The following is an 18,425-nucleotide window of genomic DNA, read 5'->3' as shown; positions in this document are numbered from 1 at the left end:
AACCGGACATATCCACAGCCGGTAGTACACAAGAGGGTGCTTTGCGGGGTCCGGACCTCGCCCGAGCCGCCCTGGAAGCGGCCCGCGCCTCCGCCAAGGAGCGCGGGGTGCGGGGCGTGCGCAAGGGCGGGGCGGGCGCGACGGGCCGTCGCCGGCGTCGCCGCTGGTCCGGGCCCGGCCCCGACGACCGCGACCCGCAACCGCTCGGCAGGCTCGCGGCGAGGATCGCCGCCGATCGCGGTTGGGTCGAGCGGCTCTCGGGTGGCCAGGTGTTCGCCCGGTGGCCGAAACTGGTCGGCGAGGACGTGGCCGAGCACGCGCAGCCGGTAGCGCTCAGTGACGGTGAACTGACCGTCCAGGCCGACTCGACGGCGTGGGCCACGCAGCTGCGGCTGTTGCAGCGCGACCTGCTCAAGCGGATCGCGGCGGGCGTCGGCCACGGCGTCGTGCAGAAGTTGAAGGTCCAGGGTCCGGCGGCGCCCAGTTGGCGCTACGGCCCCAGGCACGCTCCGGGTCGCGGACCACGTGACACCTACGGGTGACGAGCGCCAGGGCCGCAGCGGCGATCCTGTGGCGCGGTGAGCGCTCACCAGTCGATTTTGACCCCGTGACCAGCGGTCCGTACCCATCTGCGTTCACTTCGGGCCGCCTGTGAGCAAACCAGGGGTGTCCTAAGTGGGTTTCTGTCGGTATGCCCCGGTAGAATCGTGGGGTAGCGCAACCCAGCGTCGCCCGGCGACGGTCCCAGTCGCGTGAAGTCCGAGGAGACACCAGGCCCGTGGCAGCCAAGAAGAATGAGTACAACGCGTCCTCGATCACCGTCCTGGAGGGCCTGGAAGCGGTCCGCAAGCGGCCAGGCATGTACATCGGTTCCACCGGCGAGCGCGGTCTGCACCACCTGATCCAGGAGGTCGTGGACAACTCGGTCGACGAGGCCATGGCCGGCTACGCGACGGTCGTGGACGTGACGCTGCTGGCCAACGGGGGCGTCCGGGTCATCGACGACGGCCGCGGCATCCCGGTCGGCATGCACCCGGTCGAGAAGCGGCCCACGCTGGAAGTGGTGCTGACCAAGCTGCACGCGGGCGGCAAGTTCGACAGCGACTCCTACGCGGTGTCCGGCGGTCTGCACGGCGTCGGCATCTCCGTGGTGAACGCGCTGTCCACCGCCGTCGACGTCGAGGTCAAGACCGAGGGTTTCACGTGGAACCAGCGGTTCGAGAACACCAAGCCCGCGCACGAGCTGACCAAGGGCGAGCCGACCGACGAGACGGGCACGGCCATCACGTTCTGGGCCGACCCGACGATCTTCGAGACCACCGACTACAACATCGAGACGATCTCCCGCCGCCTGCAGGAGATGGCGTTCCTCAACAAGGGCCTCACGATCATCCTGCGCGACGAGCGCGTGCAGGCGAGCGACGAGGAGGCCGACGCCGAGGGCCACGTGGCGGCCGTGCGCGAGCGCACGTTCCACTACCCCGGCGGCTTGGAGGACTTCGTCCGCCACATCAACCACACCCGTGAGGCCGTGCACCAGAAGGTCGTCTCGTTCGAGGCCAAGGGCGAGGACCTCGAGGTCGAGGTGGCGATGCAGTGGAACACCGGCTACACGCCGTCGGTGTACACGTTCGCCAACACGATCAACACCCACGAGGGCGGCACGCACGAAGAGGGCTTCCGCGCCGCGCTGACCCGCGTGGTCAACGAGTACGCGCGCGAGAAGAAGCTGCTCAAGGAGAAGGACTCCAACCTCACCGGCGACGACATCCGCGAGGGCCTGGCCGCGATCATCTCGGTCAAGCTCAAGGAGCCGCAGTTCGAGGGCCAGACCAAGACCAAGCTGGGCAACAGCGAGGCCAAGTCCTTCGTGCAGAAGTCCACCAACGAGCACCTGGCCGACTGGTTCGAGCGCCACCCCAACGAGGCCAGGGCGATCGTCACCAAGTCGGTGTCCTCGGCGCAGGCCCGCATCGCCGCCCGCAAGGCCCGCGAGCTCGTCCGCCGCAAGGGCGCCCTCGACATCGGCGGCCTGCCCGGCAAGCTCAAGGACTGCCGCTCCACCAACCCGGAGGACTGCGAGATCTACGTCGTGGAGGGCGACTCCGCGGGCGGCTCGGCCAAGGAGGGCCGGGACTCCATGTTCCAGGCGATCCTGCCGATCCGGGGCAAGATCATCAACGTGGAGAAGGCGCGCATCGACCGCGTGCTGAAGAACAACGAGGTCCAGGCCCTGATCACGGCGTTCGGCACGGGCATCCACGAGGACTTCGACATCGCGAAGCTGCGCTACCACAAGATCGTGCTGATGGCCGACGCCGACGTGGACGGCCAGCACATCCGGACGCTGCTGCTGACCCTGCTCTTCCGCTTCATGCGCCCGCTGATCGAGCACGGTCACGTGTACCTGGCGAACCCGCCGCTCTACAAGATCAAGTGGCAGCGCGCCGAGCCGGAGTACGCCTACTCCGACCGCGAGCGCGACGGCATCATCAAGGCCGGTCTCGCCGCGGGCAAGAAGATCGGCAAGGACGACAACATCCAGCGCTACAAGGGCCTCGGCGAGATGAACTCCTCCGAGCTGTGGGAGACGACGATGGACCCGGCCAACCGGGTGCTGACGCAGGTGACCATGGACGACGCCGCGACGGCCGACGAGCTGTTCAGCGTGCTGATGGGCGAGGACGTGGAGGCCCGCCGCGCGTTCATCACCCGCAACGCCAAGGGCGTCCGGTTCCTCGACGTCTGACCCCTGTCGTTCCCGAACCCGCAGGCGTGCCCTCTAAGGAAGTAGAACTGTGAGCGAGACGACGCTGCCCCCGGCCGGTGGAGACCGCACCGAGCCGCGCGACATCCAGCAGGAGATGCAGAACTCGTACATCGACTACGCGATGAGCGTGATCGTGGGACGAGCGCTGCCCGACGTGCGCGACGGCCTGAAGCCCGTGCACGTCCGCGTGCTGTACTCGATGTTCGACTCGGGCTTCCGCCCGGACCGCAGCTACAACAAGTGCGCCCGTGTGGTCGGCGACGTGATGGGCAACTACCACCCCCACGGCGACTCGGCCATCTACGACGCACTGGTCCGCCTCGCCCAGCCGTGGTCGCAGCGCTACCCGCTGATCGACGGCCAGGGCAACTTCGGCTCCCCGGGCAACGATCCGGCAGCCGCGATGAGGTACACCGAGTGCCGGCTCACGCCGTTGGCCATGCAGATGCTGGCCGACATCGAGGAAGACACGGTCGACTTCCGCGACAACTACGACGGTCGCATCCAGGAGCCGACGGTCCTGCCCTCGCGCGTGCCGAACCTGCTGATCAACGGCAGCTCGGGCATCGCGGTCGGCATGGCGACCAACATCCCGCCGCACAACCTGCGCGAGGTCGCCGACGGCGTGGTGTGGGCGCTGGACAACTGGGAGGCGTCCGAGGAGGAGACGCTGGAGGCGATGATCCAGCGGATCAAGGGGCCCGACTTCCCGACCTACGGCCAGATCCTCGGCACGGCCGGCATCGAGGACGCGTACCGCACCGGCCGCGGCTCGGTGAAGATGCGCGCGGTCGTGGAGATCGACGAGGACGCCAAGGGCCGCACGATCCTGGTGGTCACCGAGCTGCCCTACCAGGTGAACCCGGACAACCTGGTGGAGAACATCGCCACCCTGGTCCGCGACCAGAAGCTGACCGGCATCGCGAACATCGCCGACGAGTCCAACCGGCGCTCGGGCATGCGGATCGTGGTCACGCTCAAGCGCGACGCGGTCGCCAAGGTCGTGCTGAACAACCTCTACAAGCACACCCAGCTGCAGTACTCCTTCGGCGTGAACATGTTGTCGCTGGTCGACGGCGTGCCGCGCACGTTGCGCCTGGACCAGATGATCCGGCACTACGTGAAGCACCAGATCGAGGTCATCGTCCGGCGCACGCGCTTCCGCCTGCGCAAGGCCGAGGAACGCGCCCACGTGCTGCGCGGCCTGGTCAAGGCGCTCGACCAGCTCGACGCGGTGATCGCGCTGATCCGCCGGTCGGACACGCCCGAGGTGGCGCGCACCGGCTTGATGGAGCTGCTCGACGTCGACGAGATCCAGGCCAACGCGATCCTGGAGATGCAGCTGCGCCGGCTGGCCGCCCTGGAGCGGCAGAAGATCGTCGACCAGCTGGCCGAGATCGAGCTGGAGATCGCCGACTACAAGGACATCCTCGACAAGCCGGAGCGGCAGCGCGCGATCGTGCGCGAGGAGCTGCTGGCGATCGTGGACAAGCACGGTGACGACCGGCGCACCAAGATCGTGCCGTTCGACGGCGACGTGTCTATGGAAGACCTGATCGCGGTCGAGGACGTCGTCGTCACCATCACCCGGACGGGGTACGCGAAGCGCACGAAGACCGACCTGTACCGCTCGCAGAAGCGCGGCGGCAAGGGCGTGCAGGGCGCCCAGCTCAAGCAGGACGACATCGTGCAGCACTTCTTCGTGTGCTCCACGCACGACTGGATCCTGTTCTTCACGAACAAGGGCCGGGTGTACCGGGCGAAGGCCTACGAGCTGCCCGAGGCCAACCGCAACGCGCGCGGCCAGCACGTGGCGAACCTCCTGGCGTTCCAGCCGGAGGAGGAGATCGCCCAGGTCATCCAGATCAAGAACTACGAGGTCGCGCCGTACCTGGTGCTCGCCACCAAGAAGGGCCTGGTCAAGAAGTCGAAGCTGTCCGACTTCGACTCCAACCGGTCCGGCGGCCTGATCGGCATCAACCTGCGTGACGACGACGAGCTGGTCGGCGCGGTGCTGTGCTCGGCGTCCGACGACCTCCAGCTCATCTCGGCCGACGGCCAGTCCATCCGGTTCCACGCGAGCGACGAGGCGCTGCGCCCGATGGGCCGGGCGACCTCGGGCGTGCTGGGCATGCGCTTCAACAGCGGGGACGAGCTGCTGTCGATGGGCGTCGTCCAGGAGGGTCTGTTTGTTTTGGTGGCGACCGATGGTGGGTACGCCAAGCGCACGCCGATCGAGGACTACCCCGTCCAGGGTCGCGGTGGCAAGGGTGTGCTCACCATCCAGCACGACCGCAGGCGTGGCAGGCTGGTCGGCGCGCTCATCGTCGACGTCGACGACGAGCTGTACGCGATCACCTCTTCGGGCGGGGTCATCCGGACCAGCGCCAAGGAGGTGCGCAAGGCAGGGCGGCAGACGAAGGGCGTCCGGTTGATGAACCTCGGCGAAGGGACCACCCTGATCGCGGTGGCGCGCAACGCCGACGAGCCCGCGGACGTCACCAGTGGTGACAGCGGTGTCGTCGTCGACTCCGCCGAGGCGGGGCCGACGGTCGACCCGGCCGACGCGGGGCCGGTCGTCGACTCCGCCGAGGGCGACCAGGCTGAGCCTGCCAACTAGCGCGAACGAGAGGTTGAGGACTGCTCGTGACTCCACCCGAGAAGCCAGAGGACAAGACCGCGGTGATCACCCGGCCCGGCGCCGAGCCGACACCGGCGGCCGGCGATGAGCCCGCCGGCGCCGAGAAGCCGGCGGTCGACGCCTCGGGGGCGTCCGAGCAGGCCGCGACGCCCGCGGCCGACGCGACGACGGCCGACGGCAAGACCGAGAAGGTCGAGCGGCCGGCCGCCGAGAGCGACAGCCACCAGGCCGCGGCGCCCCCGCCGTGGCAGCGCGTGACGAGCGACACGCAGTACGGCGAGGCGCAGCAGGTCGGTCCGGCCGACCTGATGTCCGCGCCGGAGCACCCGGCGGCGGAGGGGACGCAGCCCGCGTACCCGGCCAGCGACCCGGACACGGTGGCGGTGGCCCGTCCCGTGGTGCCCGGGGCGCAGGCCGCGGCGGGTTCGGCCCGCACGCAGGTGAACCTGGGCGCGGCGAACGGTCGGCCGGCCGCCTCCGCGCCCTCGGCCCGCCGCCCCGGGCGCGGTCCGCGTCGGGCGAGCCTGCAGGTCAAGCGGGTCGACCCGTGGTCGGTGCTCAAGCTGGCCCTGGTGCTGAGCGTGGCGCTGTTCTTCGTGTGGCTCGTGGCGGTCGGCGTGCTGTACGGCGTGCTGAACGGCATGGGCGTGTGGGACAAGATCAACAACACCGCCAGCGACCTGCTGCAGGGCAACGAGACCGGCAGCGACCCGCTGATCAGCGCCGGTCGCGTGTTCGGCGTGGCGGCGATCGTGGGCGCGGTGAACATCGTGCTGTTCACCGCCCTGGCGACCGTCGGCTCGTTCGTCTACAACGTCTCGGCCGATCTTGCCGGGGGCCTGGAAGTGACCTTGTCCGAGCGGGAGTGATCTACGACCAGCCGATTTGGGGCGGCGACGGGAGGTGCTGTAGTCTTGCCGTCGTTGCCCCGAGGGCCTATAGCTCAGACGGTTAGAGCGCTTCGCTGATAACGAAGAGGTCGGAGGTTCGAGTCCTCCTAGGCCCACCGGAAGTTCACAGGTGTTGCAGAGGGGAATCGCCGTGAAGAAGATCATCGCACTTGTCGCGGTCGCCGGTGCGGTTCTGTTCTTCGTCAAGCGCAGCCGCTCGGCCAAGGCCGACGCGGACCTGTGGCGCGAGGCCACCGCTCCCACCGACTGACCCGCGAGGGCGGTAAGTCTGCCGCCCCGCGAGGGGACGTAGCTCAATTGGCAGAGCACCGCCTTTGCAAGGCGGGGGTTAGGGGTTCGATTCCCCTCGTCTCCACTCGCTCTGGGCGAGGTGTGTCGACGGAAAGCGTCGGCCGCCTCGCTCGTCGTGTTTGTGGGGGTGCGACCCCCACGCCCCGCCCGGGAGGCTTCGCCCCCGGGACCCCCTTCGAGGCCGCAGGCCCCGGACCCCGCGAAGATCGCTTGGCGCGCAGGTTCCCTTTGAGTGGGTAAAAGTCCGGTTTGTCGGGTTGGTGGGGGCGCGAAAGTTTCGCGTTTGGTGTTTACTGGGGTGTAACCGCCGGGTCATCCCCTGCGTGAGGGCTGTCCGGCGGTGGCTTTCGCGGTAAGTCGACAAGTGAGGGCCCGCACCCAATGCCGCTGGGTGCGGGCCCTCGTCTTGCCCGCTGCTATGCGTTGACGAGCGCCTGTTCCTGCTTCCGTGCGGAGATCACCTTGTCCACGGCCCAAGCGCCGGGACCGGTGAACGCCAACAGCAGGAACACCCACGCGTACACGGCGGCCAGCTCGCCCTTGTTCTGGATGGGCAGGAGCCCGGCGTGCTGGTGGACGACGAAGTACGCGTAGGCCATCGCACCGGATGAGATCAGCGCGGCGATCCGGGTGCCGAGGCCGATGACGATCAACGCGCCACCGACGAACTCGATCAGGCCGGCCGGGCCGGACGGCCAGTCGGTGATCGACACGGCACCCTTGGAGCCCAGCACGCCGAACAGCTTCTGCGCGCCGTGGCACATGAACAGCACACCGACGACAATCCGGAACACGGCGATGGCGTGGTCTCGACCGCGGTCAAAGATGTTCATCTTGACTGAGTCCTCACATTGCAGGGGCGGCCGGCAGGGTAAGGACACCGTAATGTGGTTTACCTTGTGTGCCTAGGTGGTCACGTTGTCGATTCGCTGTCCGCCATCTGATTGACTGGCTGCCCTATGAACCGAGTGCTGCTCACCGCCCTGCCCTCCCTGCTGGTCCTCGGCGCGCTGACCGCCTGCGCGACCGCCGACCCGACCCCGGTCCCCGCCGCCGGGACGACCACCAGCGCAGTGGCGAAGACGACGACCACGCCCGCCGGTCCGCCGCCCGCGCCGGAGCCCGCAGCCGAGGGCCAGTGCCCCTACCTGGCCTCTTCGGTCGTGCAGGAGGCGAACGGGCAGCTGGTGCGGAAGGTTCGGCTGTCCGCAGGCCAGCCCGACCCGGCCTGCTTCTTCTACGCCAACGCCACGGACGTGCAGTTGTCCGTCTGGGTGTTCCGGGGTGAGCCGGAGACGGCGAAGGCGGTGGTCGACCGGGCCGCGCCGGTCGCCGACTCGAGCCCGGCGACGGTTCCCGCGGGGTGGAACGGCGGCTCGCTGACCACCGCGACGGGCGCGGTGTACGCGGTGGCCAAGGGCGGCAACGCGGTGGTCGTGACCAGCAACCAGAAGCAGACGATCAAGACTCGCCGGATCGCCGAGACCGTGGTCGGCAACCTCGGCCTGTGAGCGCGCACGACTTCGCGCCCGTCCCCTGGCGGGGCGGGCGCGAAGCTCTTCTTCCGGTCAGCTGCGGCTGTGCTGGTCGGAGACCTGGCCGTTGCGGGCCGCGTGCGGGCGAACGGTCTCGGCGGCGCCGGCCGTGGTGGGCTCGGACGTGATCTCCACGTCGTCCTCCTCCAGGTGCACCTCCTGAGGCCGCTTGGTCAGCGCGAGGTACCCCGCCACCGCGGCGGCGGCGAACACGCCGAGCACCCACGGCCAGCGGCGGCCCTTGGGGTGCTTGGCCGCTGCCATCTCCTTGCGCGCCTGCTTCGCGGCCTTGCGCACGTCCTTCGCGCGCACCTTGGCCTCCTTGCGCGCCCGCTCGGCGGCCTTCGCGACGTCCTTGCGGACGCCCTTGGCCCTCTTCGCGAGCTGCTTGCGACCGCGCCTGGTGGACTTCTCGTACGCCTCGGCCTTCTCCACCAGCACGCCCGCCTTGTCGGCGACGACACCGCGGACGTAGTCCTTGGTCACGCCGCGCTCGGCGAGCTTGCCCTCGGCGCGCTGCGCGAGCTGAACAGCCGCGTCCGCGCCGACGTGACCAGCGCGGACGGCGTTGCGGCGAACAGTCCGCACCGCCTTGCCGACCGACTCCCCGGCCCGGGTCATGGCGTCTACCTCATCCATATCGCGCTCCAGAAGCTGTCGGTCAGTCACGTTCCAGGCAATACCCATCGTGCCCCTTTCCCAACCACCCCGCCCCTTGATGGCACGATGGGTGGCGTGGCAGACAGCAACGAATCGTTCGTGGGGACCAAGCTGACGGCGACCCTGCACACCTCGCAGGGCGACATCCGCGTCAACCTCTTCCCCGACCAAGCCCCCAAGACGGTGGCCAACTTCGTCGGCCTGGCCGAGGGCACGAAGAGCTACTCCGACCCCAACGCGAAGGGCGAGACGTCCGGCCCGTTCTACGACGGGTCGATCTTCCACCGGGTGATCGCGGGCTTCATGCTCCAGGGCGGTGACCCGACGGGCACCGGACGCGGCGGCCCCGGCTACAAGTTCGCCGACGAGTTCCACCCGGAGCTGCAGTTCAACAAGCCCTACCTGCTGGCGATGGCCAACGCCGGGCCCAACAGCAACGGCTCGCAGTTCTTCATCACGGTCGCGCCGACCACCTGGCTGAACTTCAAGCACACGATCTTCGGCGAGGTCGCCGACCAGGACTCGCGCAACGTGGTGGACGCGATCGGCGCCGCACCCACCGGCGCCGGCGACCGCCCGGTCACCGACGTGGTGATCGAGAAGGTCTCGGTGGAGCGGGCCTGAGTGGCCGACTCGCCGATCTCCCCGCCGCCCGGTGAGCCGATCGGGGCGCGGCCAGACCTGCCGGTCTGCGTGCGCCACCCCGACCGGGCCACCGGGCTGCGGTGCGTCCGCTGCGACCGGCCGGCGTGCCCGGAGTGCCTGCGCGAGGCGTCCGTCGGCCACCAGTGCGTCGACTGCGTGAACGAGGGCCGGGCCACGGTGCGCCGGCCGCGCACGTTCGTCGGCGCGGAGTACTCCCGGCGCATGGTGGTCACACCGGTGCTGATCGCGGTGAACGTGCTGCTCTTCGCGGTCACGGCGGCCCAGGCGGGCAGCGTGGCGGCCAACCAGCGGTCGGCGCTGTTCCTCGACCTCGTGATGTACACGCCGTCGGTCGCCCTGGACGGCGAGTGGTGGCGGCTGGTGACGTCGGGGTTCCTGCACTTCGGGCCCTTGCACCTGGCGTTGAACATGATCGCGCTGTACGTGCTCGGCCGTGACCTGGAACCCGTGTTCGGCAAGCTGCGGTTCTCCGCGGTGTACGGGGTGTCGCTGCTCGGCGGCGGGCTCGCGGTGTACCTGTTCGGCGGGATCGACACGGTGGTGGCCGGCGCGTCCGGCGCGGTGTACGGCCTGATGGGCGCGATGCTGGTGGCCGTGCTGCGGCTCAAGCTCAACCCCGGCCCGGCGCTCGGCGTGATCGGCTTGAACGTCGTGCTCAGCTTCACCCTGCCGGGCATCTCCCTGCTCGGGCACATCGGCGGCCTGGTGATCGGCGCGGCGCTGACGGCCGGGCTGGTCTACGCGCCGGCCGCGAAGCGGAACAACTGGCAGCTGGCGGCGGTGTCCGCCGCGGTCGTGCTGCTGGTGGTGCTGGCGGTCGTGCGGACCGCGCAGCTGGTCTGACGGTGCGGCTGACCGTCCTGGGCGGCGTCGGCGCGTGGCCGACGGCCGCGCAGCCGTGCAGCGGTTACCTGATGGAGCACGACGGGTTCACGCTCCTGGTGGACCCGGGTTACGCGACGTTCCCGGCGTTGCAGGCGCTGCTGCCCCCGGCGGCGGTGGACGCCGTGCTGGTCAGCCACGGGCACCCCGACCACTGCGCCGACCTCAACCCGTTGCTTCGGGCCCGCGCGCTCGGGCCTTCGGCTCCGGTGCTGCCGGTCCACGCGCCGGAGGGTGCGCTGGACCGCGTGCTGGCGCTGGACCAGGTGCCCTTGGGGCACGCGTGCTCGGTGCACGCGGTCGAGCGGTCGTTCGAGGTGGGGCCGTTCCGGGTGGACGCGTGGGACCTGCCCCACTTCGTGCCGAACGCGGGTCTGCGGCTCACGGCCGGTGGACGGGTGATCGCCTACACGGGTGACACCGGGCCGAGCCCGGCGCTGGTCGACCTCGCGCGGGACGCGGACGTGTTCGTGGCCGAGGCGACGTTCGCCCGGCACGTGCTGCCGGCGGACAACGCGCCGTACCTGTCGACGGCCGAGCAGGCGGGCGCGAACGCGCACCGGGCCGGTGTCGGCAGGCTGGTGCTGGCGCACCTGTGGCCGGGCGTCGACCCGGCGGAGCACCTGGAAGCGGCCGGTCACCCGGCCGACGTCGCCGTGCCGGGCCTGGTCGTCGACCTCTAGCGGCCCGTCACGGGCGCAGGGCGTGCAGGACGTCCGCCACGTCGCGCGGGTCCGTGCCGAGGTCCAGCGGGGTGAAGACGTACAGCCGCTCGTCCTCGCCGCGGTGCCAGTCCAGCTCCAGCGTGGCCGTCTCGCGGCCGAGCCGGCGGGTGCGGGCCAGGCGCACCTTCACCTCGTGCCAGGGCAGCTGCCGCGCGCCGCTCAGGGTGCGCACGGTGAGCCCTGAGTCGTCCACCAGCAGCCTGGGGCGCACCAGGGTGCCGTAAGCGCCCAGCGCGAGCTGCACGAGCGTGGCGAGGCCCAGGAAGACCCGGCTCACGGGGTCCGAACTGAGGATCGTGACCAGCAGGAACACGGCGGCCAGGCCCCAGGCGAGGCCGACGAGGCCGGGTTGGGGCGACCAGGTGCGCGGTGGGTTCACGCTTCCGAGTCTGCCGCACTTGTGGACAACTAGGGCCTCCGACCGGGGCTTGTGCAAATTGGCGCAAAGTTGTCCACAGGAGTTGTCCCCATTGGGGATGACTTACAGCCGTGTGCTTCGGTGACCGTCAGGTGAACCGGGTGAACGACGGGGGAACGCGGAACGGCCCGGACGTGGAGCACGTCCGGGCCGTCGGCCACTTGGCGTAGCGCGTGGTCAGCGCCATTTCATGGTCATCAGCAAGCCGACGATCATCAGGGCGAATCCGATGCCGAAGTTCCAGGACCCGAGGTCCATCATCACCGGGACCTTCTCGCCCGCGATGTAGTTGACCACCAGCCACGCCAGCCCCAACAGCATCATGCCGAGCATCACGGCGACGTAGACGGGGTGCGACGGCCCCGCTGCCTTGACCTTCACCGGGGTGCGGCGATCGGCAGGCGCCGTGTAGACGGCCTTCTTGCGGACCTTGGACTTGGGCATGCTGTCCTCGCCTGACGGGTGGATAGGCCTCCAGTGGCGCGAGTTCACGTCCACTGCTGGATGAACACGTTAACGTAACCGAGCAGGTCCCTGAAGCACCGTGTAGTCCTGGAACGTTCGGCTTGGGAGGTTTTCCGGTGAGCTACGACCCGCCCCCGCCGCAAGGCGGCCCGCCGGGCCGACCGCCGCGACCCAGGCCACAGCCGCCCCACGCCAGCGGCGAACCGCCGCTCCCCGGCCACCGCCCACCCACGCCGCCAGGCGGTTTCAGCAGGCCATCGACCCCGCCGGGTGGTGTCGACCGCCCCGCCGGCCCGAACCGGCCCGTCACCCCTCCCGGTGGGTTCGACCGCCCGCCGACGCCACCGGGCGGGTTCGACCGGCCGGCAGGCCACTCCGGCGACCTCGAGCGGCCGGCGACACCGGCCGGCGGTTTCAGCCGTCCGGGGGAGTCCTACCCGCCCCGCACCGAGCCGCCCCCGACCGGTCGCCGGGCGCGTCGCGACGACGTTCCGCCGGCCGAGCCGTACCAGGCCGAGCCGTACGCCGCGGAGCCCCCGCCGACCGGCCGCCGGGCCCGCCGCGACGACGTCCCGCCGCCGGTCGAGCCGCCGCCCACCGGCCGTCGGGCGCGTCGGGACGAGGTGCCGCCGGCCGAACCCCCGGTCGCCCGTCGCGCGCGCCGGGACGACGTGCCGCCGGTCGAGCTGCCGCACGCCGAGCCGCCGATCGCCCGCCGTGCGCTCCGGGATGACCTCGCGCCGCCGGTGGAGCCCTACGCCGAGCCACCCGTCGCCCGGCGCGCGCGTCGGGACGAGGCCGAGCCGCCGTACGCCGAGCCGGTCCCCGCCGAACCACCGGCCACCGGTCGCCGTGCCCGCCGTGACGAGATGGGCCCGCGCGTCGCACCCGCCGGTCGCCGGGCCCGCCGAGACGACCTGCCGCCCGTGCCGACGCACGCCGAGGAGACCACGTACGTCGAGCCGGTCCGAGCCGACCCGCCGCCCGACGGCCGCCGCGCCCGGCGCGACGAAGCGCCCGCGGGCCGTCGCCGTCCGATCGACGACCCGTCCATCCGGCCCGCGCCCTCCGAGGTGGCCGCCCGGCTCGGCGGGGCCGCGCCACCGCCCGGTGCGGCGCGTCCCCGGCCCGCGCCACCGGAAGCCGACGCCACCCGCTACACGAACGCGTTCTCCGGCAGCCTGCCGCCGCCCCCGGGCGCCCGCCCGCCGGCGCCGCCGCGCCGCCCTCGCCCCGTCGACCCGCCCACCGAGGTCATCGCGCCCGTGGACGACTACGAGGACGAGTACGAGGACTACGAAGACGAGTACTACGAGGACGAGGACTACTACGACGACGAGGACGACCAGCCGGGCCCGCCGCCCGACAGCACGGCGCGGAAGGCGGTCCGCACCGTCGGCGAGCTGCTGATCACGGCCGGCCTGGTCATCCTGCTCTTCGTGGTCTACGAGGTGTACGTCACCGACCTCATCTCGGCCGGCAAGCAGGACGACGCCACCCAGGCGCTGGACGACCAGTGGAACGCGAACACGGTCGAGTCCGACCAGCAGCGCCAGGCCCAGTACGAGCTGCTGGACGGCCAGGCGTTCGCCAAGATGTACATCCCGGTGTTCGGCCCGGACTACAAGTTCTCCATCGTCGAGGGCACCACCGACAAGGACCTGGAGATCGGGCCCGGCCACTACAAGGGCACCGCGCTGCCGGGCGACCCGGGCAACTTCTCCGTCGCGGGCCACCGGGTCGGCAAGGGCGCGCCCTTCAACGACCTGGACCTGCTCAGCTCGTGCGACGCGATCGTGGTCGAGACGCAGACCCAGTGGTTCGTCTACCGGGTGATGCCGAAGTCCGGCGAGGTGGCGGACTGGGCGGTGCGGCAGTCCGACCCGAAGTGCGCCAAGGTCTCGCCGCTGGGCGCGCCGTACGACAAGGCGGTCGGCCAGGCGATCGTGCTGCCCACCCAGGGCGAGGTGATCAACCCCGTGCCCTACTTCGAGGGCGAGGTGCCCGCGGCGCAGCAGGCGGCGCTGATGACGCTGACCACCTGCCACCCGCGGTTCTCCGACAAGCAGCGGCTCATCGTGCACTCGGTGCTGACGATGAGCTACCCGAAGGCGCCCGGTTTCGTGCCCGAAGAGATGAAGGAGCAGTGATGTACGGGTGGATCTGGCGGCACCTCCCCGGCCCGCTGCCCGTGCGCGTCCTCGAAGCGCTGGTGCTCGTGGCCGGGGTGGTGGCGCTGCTGATGTTCGTGGTGTTCCCGTGGGCGGAGCCGAAGCTGCCGTTCAACAACGTGACGACGCCCCAGTAGCCCTATGACCGGCAGATGTCGGTCATCTCCGCGCGGTCGACGACCTTCACCCGGTCACGGCCGCGCGCGGCGCCGAGGGCGAGCTCGTGCGCGTCCAGCTCGCGCCACCCGTCCACGGTGGTGAACGGCACGGCGCGCTGCTCCAGGAACCGGACCACGGCGTCGGGCGCGCGGCTCGGCGCGACCGGCAGCAGCGGCGCGTCCGCGAGCAGGCTGGTGACGGTCTCCAGCGCGTCGCCCTTGGTGTGCCCGATGAGGCCGACCGGGCCGCGCTTGATCCAGCCGGTCACGTAGACGCCGGTCATCGCCTGCTCGTCCAGGTCGAGCACCCGACCCGCCTGGTGCGGCACGGTGCCGGAGGTGTGGTCGAACGGCAGGTCGACCAGGTGCGTGGACAGGTAGCCGACGGCCCGGTACACCGCCTGCACCGGCCAGTCGGTGAACTCGCCCGTGCCGCGCACGCCGCCGTCGCCGGTCAGCTCCATCCGCTCGGTGCGCAGGCCGGTGACCGACGACGACCCCAGCACCTCGACGGGCGCTTCGAGGAAGTGCAGGTGCAGCCGGCGGGGACGCGAGCCGACGTCGCGGATCGCCCACTCCTGCAGCGTCTTGACCACCATCTCGACCTGCTTGTTCGACCGGATCGACGCCATGCTCGCCGCGTCGAAGTCGATGCCCTCCGGGTGCACGATGACCTCGACGTTGGGCGAGTGGTCGAGCTCGCGCAGCTCCAGCGGGGTGAACTTGGCCTGCGCCGGTCCACGCCGGCCGAACACGTGCACGTCGGTGACGGGGCTGGCCTTCAGGCCCTCGTGCACGTTGTCGGGGATGTCGGTGCTCAGCAGCTCGTCGGCGGTCTTGGCCAGCACGCGGGCGACGTCGAGCGCGACGTTGCCGACGCCGAGGACGGCGACCTCGCGCGCCCGCAGCGGCCACGTCCGCGGCACGTCGGGGTGGCCGTCGTACCAGGAGACGAACTCGGCCGCGCCGTAGGAGCCGTCCAGGTCGATGCCGGGGATGTCGAGCGGGCGGTCCTTCTCCGCGCCGGTGGAGAAGATCACCGCGTCGTAGAAGTGCCTGAGGTCGTCGAGCTTGAGGTCGACGCCGTACTCGACGTTGCCGAAGAACCTGATCCCCGGCCGGTCCAGCACGCGCTGAAGGGCGTTGACGATGCCCTTGATGCGCGGGTGGTCCGGCGCGACGCCGTACCTGATCAAGCCGTACGGGGCGGGCATCCGCTCGAAGAGGTCGATGGCCACCTCGGCGCCCGACTCGGCCGCGGACTTGGTCAGGATGTCGGCGGCGTAGATGCCGGCGGGGCCGGCGCCGACGACGGCGACGCGCAGGGAACGGGTCATACCACTAGGTTAGGTGAGCCTAAGCTCACTTCTGGCGAGAGGTTCGTCACGGCTACGCTGGCGCCATGCGCGTGCTCGTGGTCGACAACTACGACAGCTTCGTCTACAACCTCGTCCAGTACCTGGCCCAGCTCGGGGTCGAGTGCGTGGTCCGGCGCAACGACGCCGTCGAGCTGGACGAGATCGCCGACGTCGGCGGCGTCCTCGTCAGCCCCGGCCCCAGCACGCCGGACAAGGCCGGCAGGAGCATGGACGTCATCCGCCACTGCGCGGACAACGGCGTCCCGGTGTTCGGGGTGTGCCTCGGCCACCAGGCCATCGGCGCGGTGTGGGGCGGCACGGTCGACCTGGCGCCCGAGCTGCTGCACGGCAAGACCAGCGTCGTGCACCACAACGGCGGCGGTGTGCTGAACGGCGTGCCGAGCCCGTTCACCGCGACCCGCTACCACTCGCTGACCGTGCTGCCGGACACCATCCCGGCCGAGTTCGAGGTGACCGGGCGCACCGAGTCCGGCGTGGTCATGGCCATGCGCCACCGCGAGCTGCCGGTCGAGGGCGTCCAGTTCCACCCGGAGTCCGTGCTGACCGAGGGCGGCCACCGGATGCTGGCGAACTGGCTCGCGGTGTGCGGGTTCGAGGTGCCCGAGGGCACCGTCCTCCAGCTGGAGAACGGCATGCGCCAACTCGCCGCGGCGGCCCGCCAGAAGTAGCCGACCCGGCCCCGGACGACGAAAAGGCCCCCTCCGGCGTGGAGGGGGCCTTCTCGCTGCACGGCTACCTGGTCGACGTGGGTCCGCCGACCTTGAACTCGGCCAGGGTCACGTTGATCCGCGCGTTCTTGGCCGCCGGCGCGTTCGCCTTGATCTCCTGGTCCAGGATCTCGTTGTTCTGGCTGATGTCGGTGACCGTCTGCTTCTGGGTGACGGTGAGGTCGTTGCCGGTCCACCCGGCCTGGCTCAGCCTGGTGCGCGCCTGGTTCTCCGTGAGCCCGCGCAGGTCGGGCATGATGAACTGGTTGTTCTTGGACACGCTCAACGTCACCAGCGTGCCCTTCTCCGCCCGTCCCGGACCCGGGTTCTGCGTGACGACCTCGTTCAGCGGCTCGGGGCTGTCGACCTCCTTGGTCTGCACCTTGAAGCCGTTGCCCTCGAGCGTGGCGCGCGCGTTGTCCAGCGTCTGGCCGGTCACGTCCGGCAGCTGCGCGGTCTCCGGCGCCTTGCCGAGCGTCACCGTGACCGCGCTGCCCTTGGTCGCCGAGACGCCGGGAGCGGGCGACTGCTCCACGACCTTGCCGACCAGGTTCGGGTCCTCGGTCTCGACGGTCCCGGTGGCCTGCTGGAAGACCCAGCCCTCGGCTTCCAGCTTCTTCTGCGCGTCCGCCGGGGTCAGACCGGTGACGCCGGGCACCGGCGCGGACTCGGCGGGAGCGCCGATCAGGAGTTTGACCTCGCTGCGCTTGTCCACCTCGCGGTTGGCGGGCGGGTCGGTCAGGACCACCTTGCCGATCTGGTCGGTGTTGCAGGCCGGCTCGGAGCCGGGCTGGCACGGCGTCAGCACGACCTCGACGGTCAGCTGCCTGGCCTCCAGCTCGGCGTACGCCGCCGACTGCTCCTTGCCGACCAGCGACGGCACCGTGACCTTGTCGGTGGCCGCGGTGTTGTCCTTCTCGCTGAGCAGCGTGGTGGTGATCCACGTGGCGAGGGCGAGCACGGCGATGCACAGCAGGACGACCAGGGTGACCATGATCGCCTTCTTGCGCCGGGCGCGCCGCTCCTCCTCTTCCTCGGCCAGCGGGTCGTACTCGGCGGGTTCCTCGCGCTGCGCCGACGGCCGGTGCCGACCGCCGGTGGTCGGCGCGACCTCGGTGCGCGGCGACGACGTCTGGTTGAGCACCGCGGTGCGGTCCTCCGCCGTCATCACGGCGGGCGCCGACGGCCGCTGACCGGACAGCACGCGCACCAGGTCCGCGCGCATCTCCGCGGCCGACTGGTAGCGGTTGGCCGGGCCCTTGGCCATCGCCTTGAGCACGATCGCGTCCAGCGCGGGCGTCACCTTCGGGTTCAGCGCCGACGGCGGCTTCGGGTCCTCCCGCACGTGCTGGTAGGCCACGGCCACGGGCGAGTCGCCGGTGAACGGCGGCTCGCCGGTCAGCAGCTCGAACAGCACGCAGCCCGACGCGTACACGTCGGAACGCCCGTCGACGGCCTCGCCGCGGGCCTGCTCCGGTGACAGGTACTGGGCCGTCCCTATCACCGCGGCCGTCTGGGTCACGGCGGCCTGGCCGTCGTGCACCGCGCGCGCGATGCCGAAGTCCATCACCTTCACCGCGCCCGCCCGGGTGATCATGACGTTCGCGGGCTTCACGTCCCGGTGCACGATGCCGTGCCGGTGGCTGAAGTCCAGCGCGGCCGACACGTCGGCCATGACCTCCATCGCCCGCTTGCCCGACAGCGGCCCTTGCGTCTTCACGATGTCGCGCAGCGTGCGGCCGTCGACGAACTCCATCACGATGTAGGGCAGCGGGCCGTACTCGGTCTGGGTCTCACCGGTGTCGTAGACCGCGACGATGGCGGGGTGGTTCAGCGCCGCCGAGTTCTGGGCCTCGCGACGGAACCGTTCCTGGAACTGGGTGTCACGGGCGAGGTCGGCGCGCAGGACTTTGATGGCCACGTCCCGGCCGAGCCGGACGTCCCGGCCCTTGTGCACCTCCGACATGCCGCCGTAGCCGAGGGTCTCACCCAGTTCGTAGCGGTTGGAGAGCAGTCGCGGAGTGCTCATCAGTGCTTCGTCCCGCT

Annotated in this window: 17 protein-coding genes, 2 tRNA genes and 1 pseudogene; 14 read left to right on the top strand and 6 right to left on the bottom strand. The window is 70.6% G+C overall.

Annotation, left to right across the window (positions count from 1 at the left end):
• Positions 1-41 precede the first annotated feature (41 nt).
• The 7 genes and pseudogenes from LNK82_RS25340 to LNK82_RS25310 all read left to right on the top strand — a co-directional run bounded on the left by LNK82_RS25340 (position 42) and on the right by LNK82_RS25310 (position 6,677).
• Entirely contained in the window at positions 42-542 is a 501-nt protein-coding gene (locus tag LNK82_RS25340) for a DciA family protein (RefSeq protein WP_268996988.1), read from the top strand.
• Positions 543-778: 236 nt separating this feature from the next.
• Positions 779-2,749 (top strand): DNA topoisomerase (ATP-hydrolyzing) subunit B, encoded by a 1,971-nt coding sequence (gene gyrB / locus LNK82_RS25335; protein ID WP_230569484.1) that lies wholly within the window; start codon positions 779-781, stop codon positions 2,747-2,749.
• 49 nt (positions 2,750-2,798) lie between these two features.
• Positions 2,799-5,390, top strand: a complete 2,592-nt coding sequence (gene gyrA, locus LNK82_RS25330; RefSeq protein ID WP_308257265.1) for a DNA gyrase subunit A — start codon at positions 2,799-2,801, stop codon at positions 5,388-5,390.
• Between the two features lie 26 nt (positions 5,391-5,416).
• The gene (locus LNK82_RS47875; protein ID WP_230569483.1) at positions 5,417-6,280 is read left to right on the top strand and encodes a DUF3566 domain-containing protein; all 864 of its coding nucleotides are present in this window, start codon (positions 5,417-5,419) and stop codon (positions 6,278-6,280) included.
• 63 nt (positions 6,281-6,343) lie between these two features.
• Positions 6,344-6,417, top strand: a tRNA-Ile gene (locus LNK82_RS25320).
• A 35-nt stretch (positions 6,418-6,452) separates the two neighbouring features.
• Positions 6,453-6,569, top strand: a pseudogene (locus LNK82_RS25315) (DLW-39 family protein); the annotation flags it as partial.
• Between the two features lie 35 nt (positions 6,570-6,604).
• Positions 6,605-6,677: transfer RNA gene (locus tag LNK82_RS25310), tRNA-Ala, on the top strand.
• 352 nt (positions 6,678-7,029) lie between these two features.
• Here the strand turns inward: LNK82_RS25310 and LNK82_RS25305 are convergent.
• The gene (locus LNK82_RS25305) at positions 7,030-7,446 is read right to left on the bottom strand and encodes a DoxX family protein (protein ID WP_230569482.1); all 417 of its coding nucleotides are present in this window, start codon (positions 7,444-7,446) and stop codon (positions 7,030-7,032) included.
• 126 nt (positions 7,447-7,572) lie between these two features.
• Here LNK82_RS25305 and LNK82_RS25300 point away from each other — a divergent pair, with 126 nt between their 5' ends.
• Positions 7,573-8,124, top strand: coding sequence for a DUF2020 domain-containing protein (locus tag LNK82_RS25300; RefSeq protein ID WP_230569481.1), 552 nt, complete (start codon positions 7,573-7,575; stop codon positions 8,122-8,124).
• Between the two features lie 57 nt (positions 8,125-8,181).
• Here LNK82_RS25300 and LNK82_RS25295 read toward each other — a convergent pair whose 3' ends face one another.
• A complete protein-coding gene (locus LNK82_RS25295) occupies positions 8,182-8,787 on the bottom strand; it encodes a hypothetical protein (RefSeq protein ID WP_230569480.1) in 606 nt (201 codons plus the stop codon).
• A gap of 96 nt (positions 8,788-8,883) precedes the next feature.
• Between LNK82_RS25295 and LNK82_RS25290 the strand changes: the two genes are divergently transcribed.
• The 3 genes from LNK82_RS25290 to LNK82_RS25280 are packed head-to-tail and all read left to right on the top strand — an operon-like array spanning position 8,884 to position 11,039.
• On the top strand, positions 8,884-9,432 hold the full coding sequence (locus LNK82_RS25290; protein ID WP_372470633.1) for a peptidylprolyl isomerase: 549 nt from the start codon (positions 8,884-8,886) through the stop codon (positions 9,430-9,432).
• The gene (locus LNK82_RS25285) at positions 9,433-10,317 is read left to right on the top strand and encodes a rhomboid family intramembrane serine protease (RefSeq protein WP_230569478.1); all 885 of its coding nucleotides are present in this window, start codon (positions 9,433-9,435) and stop codon (positions 10,315-10,317) included.
• 2 nt (positions 10,318-10,319) lie between these two features.
• Positions 10,320-11,039, top strand: coding sequence for an MBL fold metallo-hydrolase (locus tag LNK82_RS25280; protein ID WP_230569477.1), 720 nt, complete (start codon positions 10,320-10,322; stop codon positions 11,037-11,039).
• Positions 11,040-11,046: 7 nt separating this feature from the next.
• Here LNK82_RS25280 and LNK82_RS25275 read toward each other — a convergent pair whose 3' ends face one another.
• A complete protein-coding gene (locus LNK82_RS25275; RefSeq protein WP_230569476.1) occupies positions 11,047-11,460 on the bottom strand; it encodes a PH domain-containing protein in 414 nt (137 codons plus the stop codon).
• 216 nt (positions 11,461-11,676) lie between these two features.
• The gene (gene crgA / locus LNK82_RS25270) at positions 11,677-11,943 is read right to left on the bottom strand and encodes a cell division protein CrgA (protein ID WP_053714567.1); all 267 of its coding nucleotides are present in this window, start codon (positions 11,941-11,943) and stop codon (positions 11,677-11,679) included.
• 137 nt (positions 11,944-12,080) lie between these two features.
• On the opposite strand from crgA, the gene LNK82_RS48380 reads away from it, so the two are divergent.
• Together LNK82_RS48380 and LNK82_RS25260 are read left to right on the top strand one after the other, a co-directional pair.
• Positions 12,081-14,114, top strand: a complete 2,034-nt coding sequence (locus LNK82_RS48380) for a class E sortase (protein WP_372470632.1) — start codon at positions 12,081-12,083, stop codon at positions 14,112-14,114.
• Entirely contained in the window at positions 14,114-14,272 is a 159-nt protein-coding gene (locus tag LNK82_RS25260; RefSeq protein WP_170185175.1) for a hypothetical protein, read from the top strand. The genes LNK82_RS48380 and LNK82_RS25260 overlap by 1 nt, the downstream gene beginning before the upstream one ends.
• Before the next feature lie 2 nt (positions 14,273-14,274).
• On the opposite strand, the gene LNK82_RS25255 is transcribed toward LNK82_RS25260, so the two are convergent.
• Positions 14,275-15,630, bottom strand: a complete 1,356-nt coding sequence (locus tag LNK82_RS25255; protein ID WP_230569475.1) for an FAD-dependent oxidoreductase — start codon at positions 15,628-15,630, stop codon at positions 14,275-14,277.
• 65 nt (positions 15,631-15,695) lie between these two features.
• Between LNK82_RS25255 and LNK82_RS25250 the strand changes: the two genes are divergently transcribed.
• Positions 15,696-16,340: an aminodeoxychorismate/anthranilate synthase component II gene (locus tag LNK82_RS25250; protein WP_230569474.1), complete on the top strand. Its 645-nt coding sequence runs from the start codon at positions 15,696-15,698 to the stop codon at positions 16,338-16,340.
• A gap of 64 nt (positions 16,341-16,404) precedes the next feature.
• Here the strand turns inward: LNK82_RS25250 and pknB are convergent, their stop codons facing one another.
• Positions 16,405-18,408, bottom strand: a complete 2,004-nt coding sequence (gene pknB / locus LNK82_RS25245) for a Stk1 family PASTA domain-containing Ser/Thr kinase (protein WP_230569473.1) — start codon at positions 18,406-18,408, stop codon at positions 16,405-16,407.
• Positions 18,409-18,425: the final 17 nt, after the last annotated feature.

The sequence above is a fragment of the Saccharothrix luteola genome (genome assembly GCF_020859565.1).
In the GTDB taxonomy this organism is placed as follows: domain Bacteria; phylum Actinomycetota; class Actinomycetes; order Mycobacteriales; family Pseudonocardiaceae; genus Actinosynnema; species Actinosynnema luteola.
Note: the sequence above shows the minus strand (reverse complement) of the source record. Positions and strands in the feature narration are given on the sequence as shown.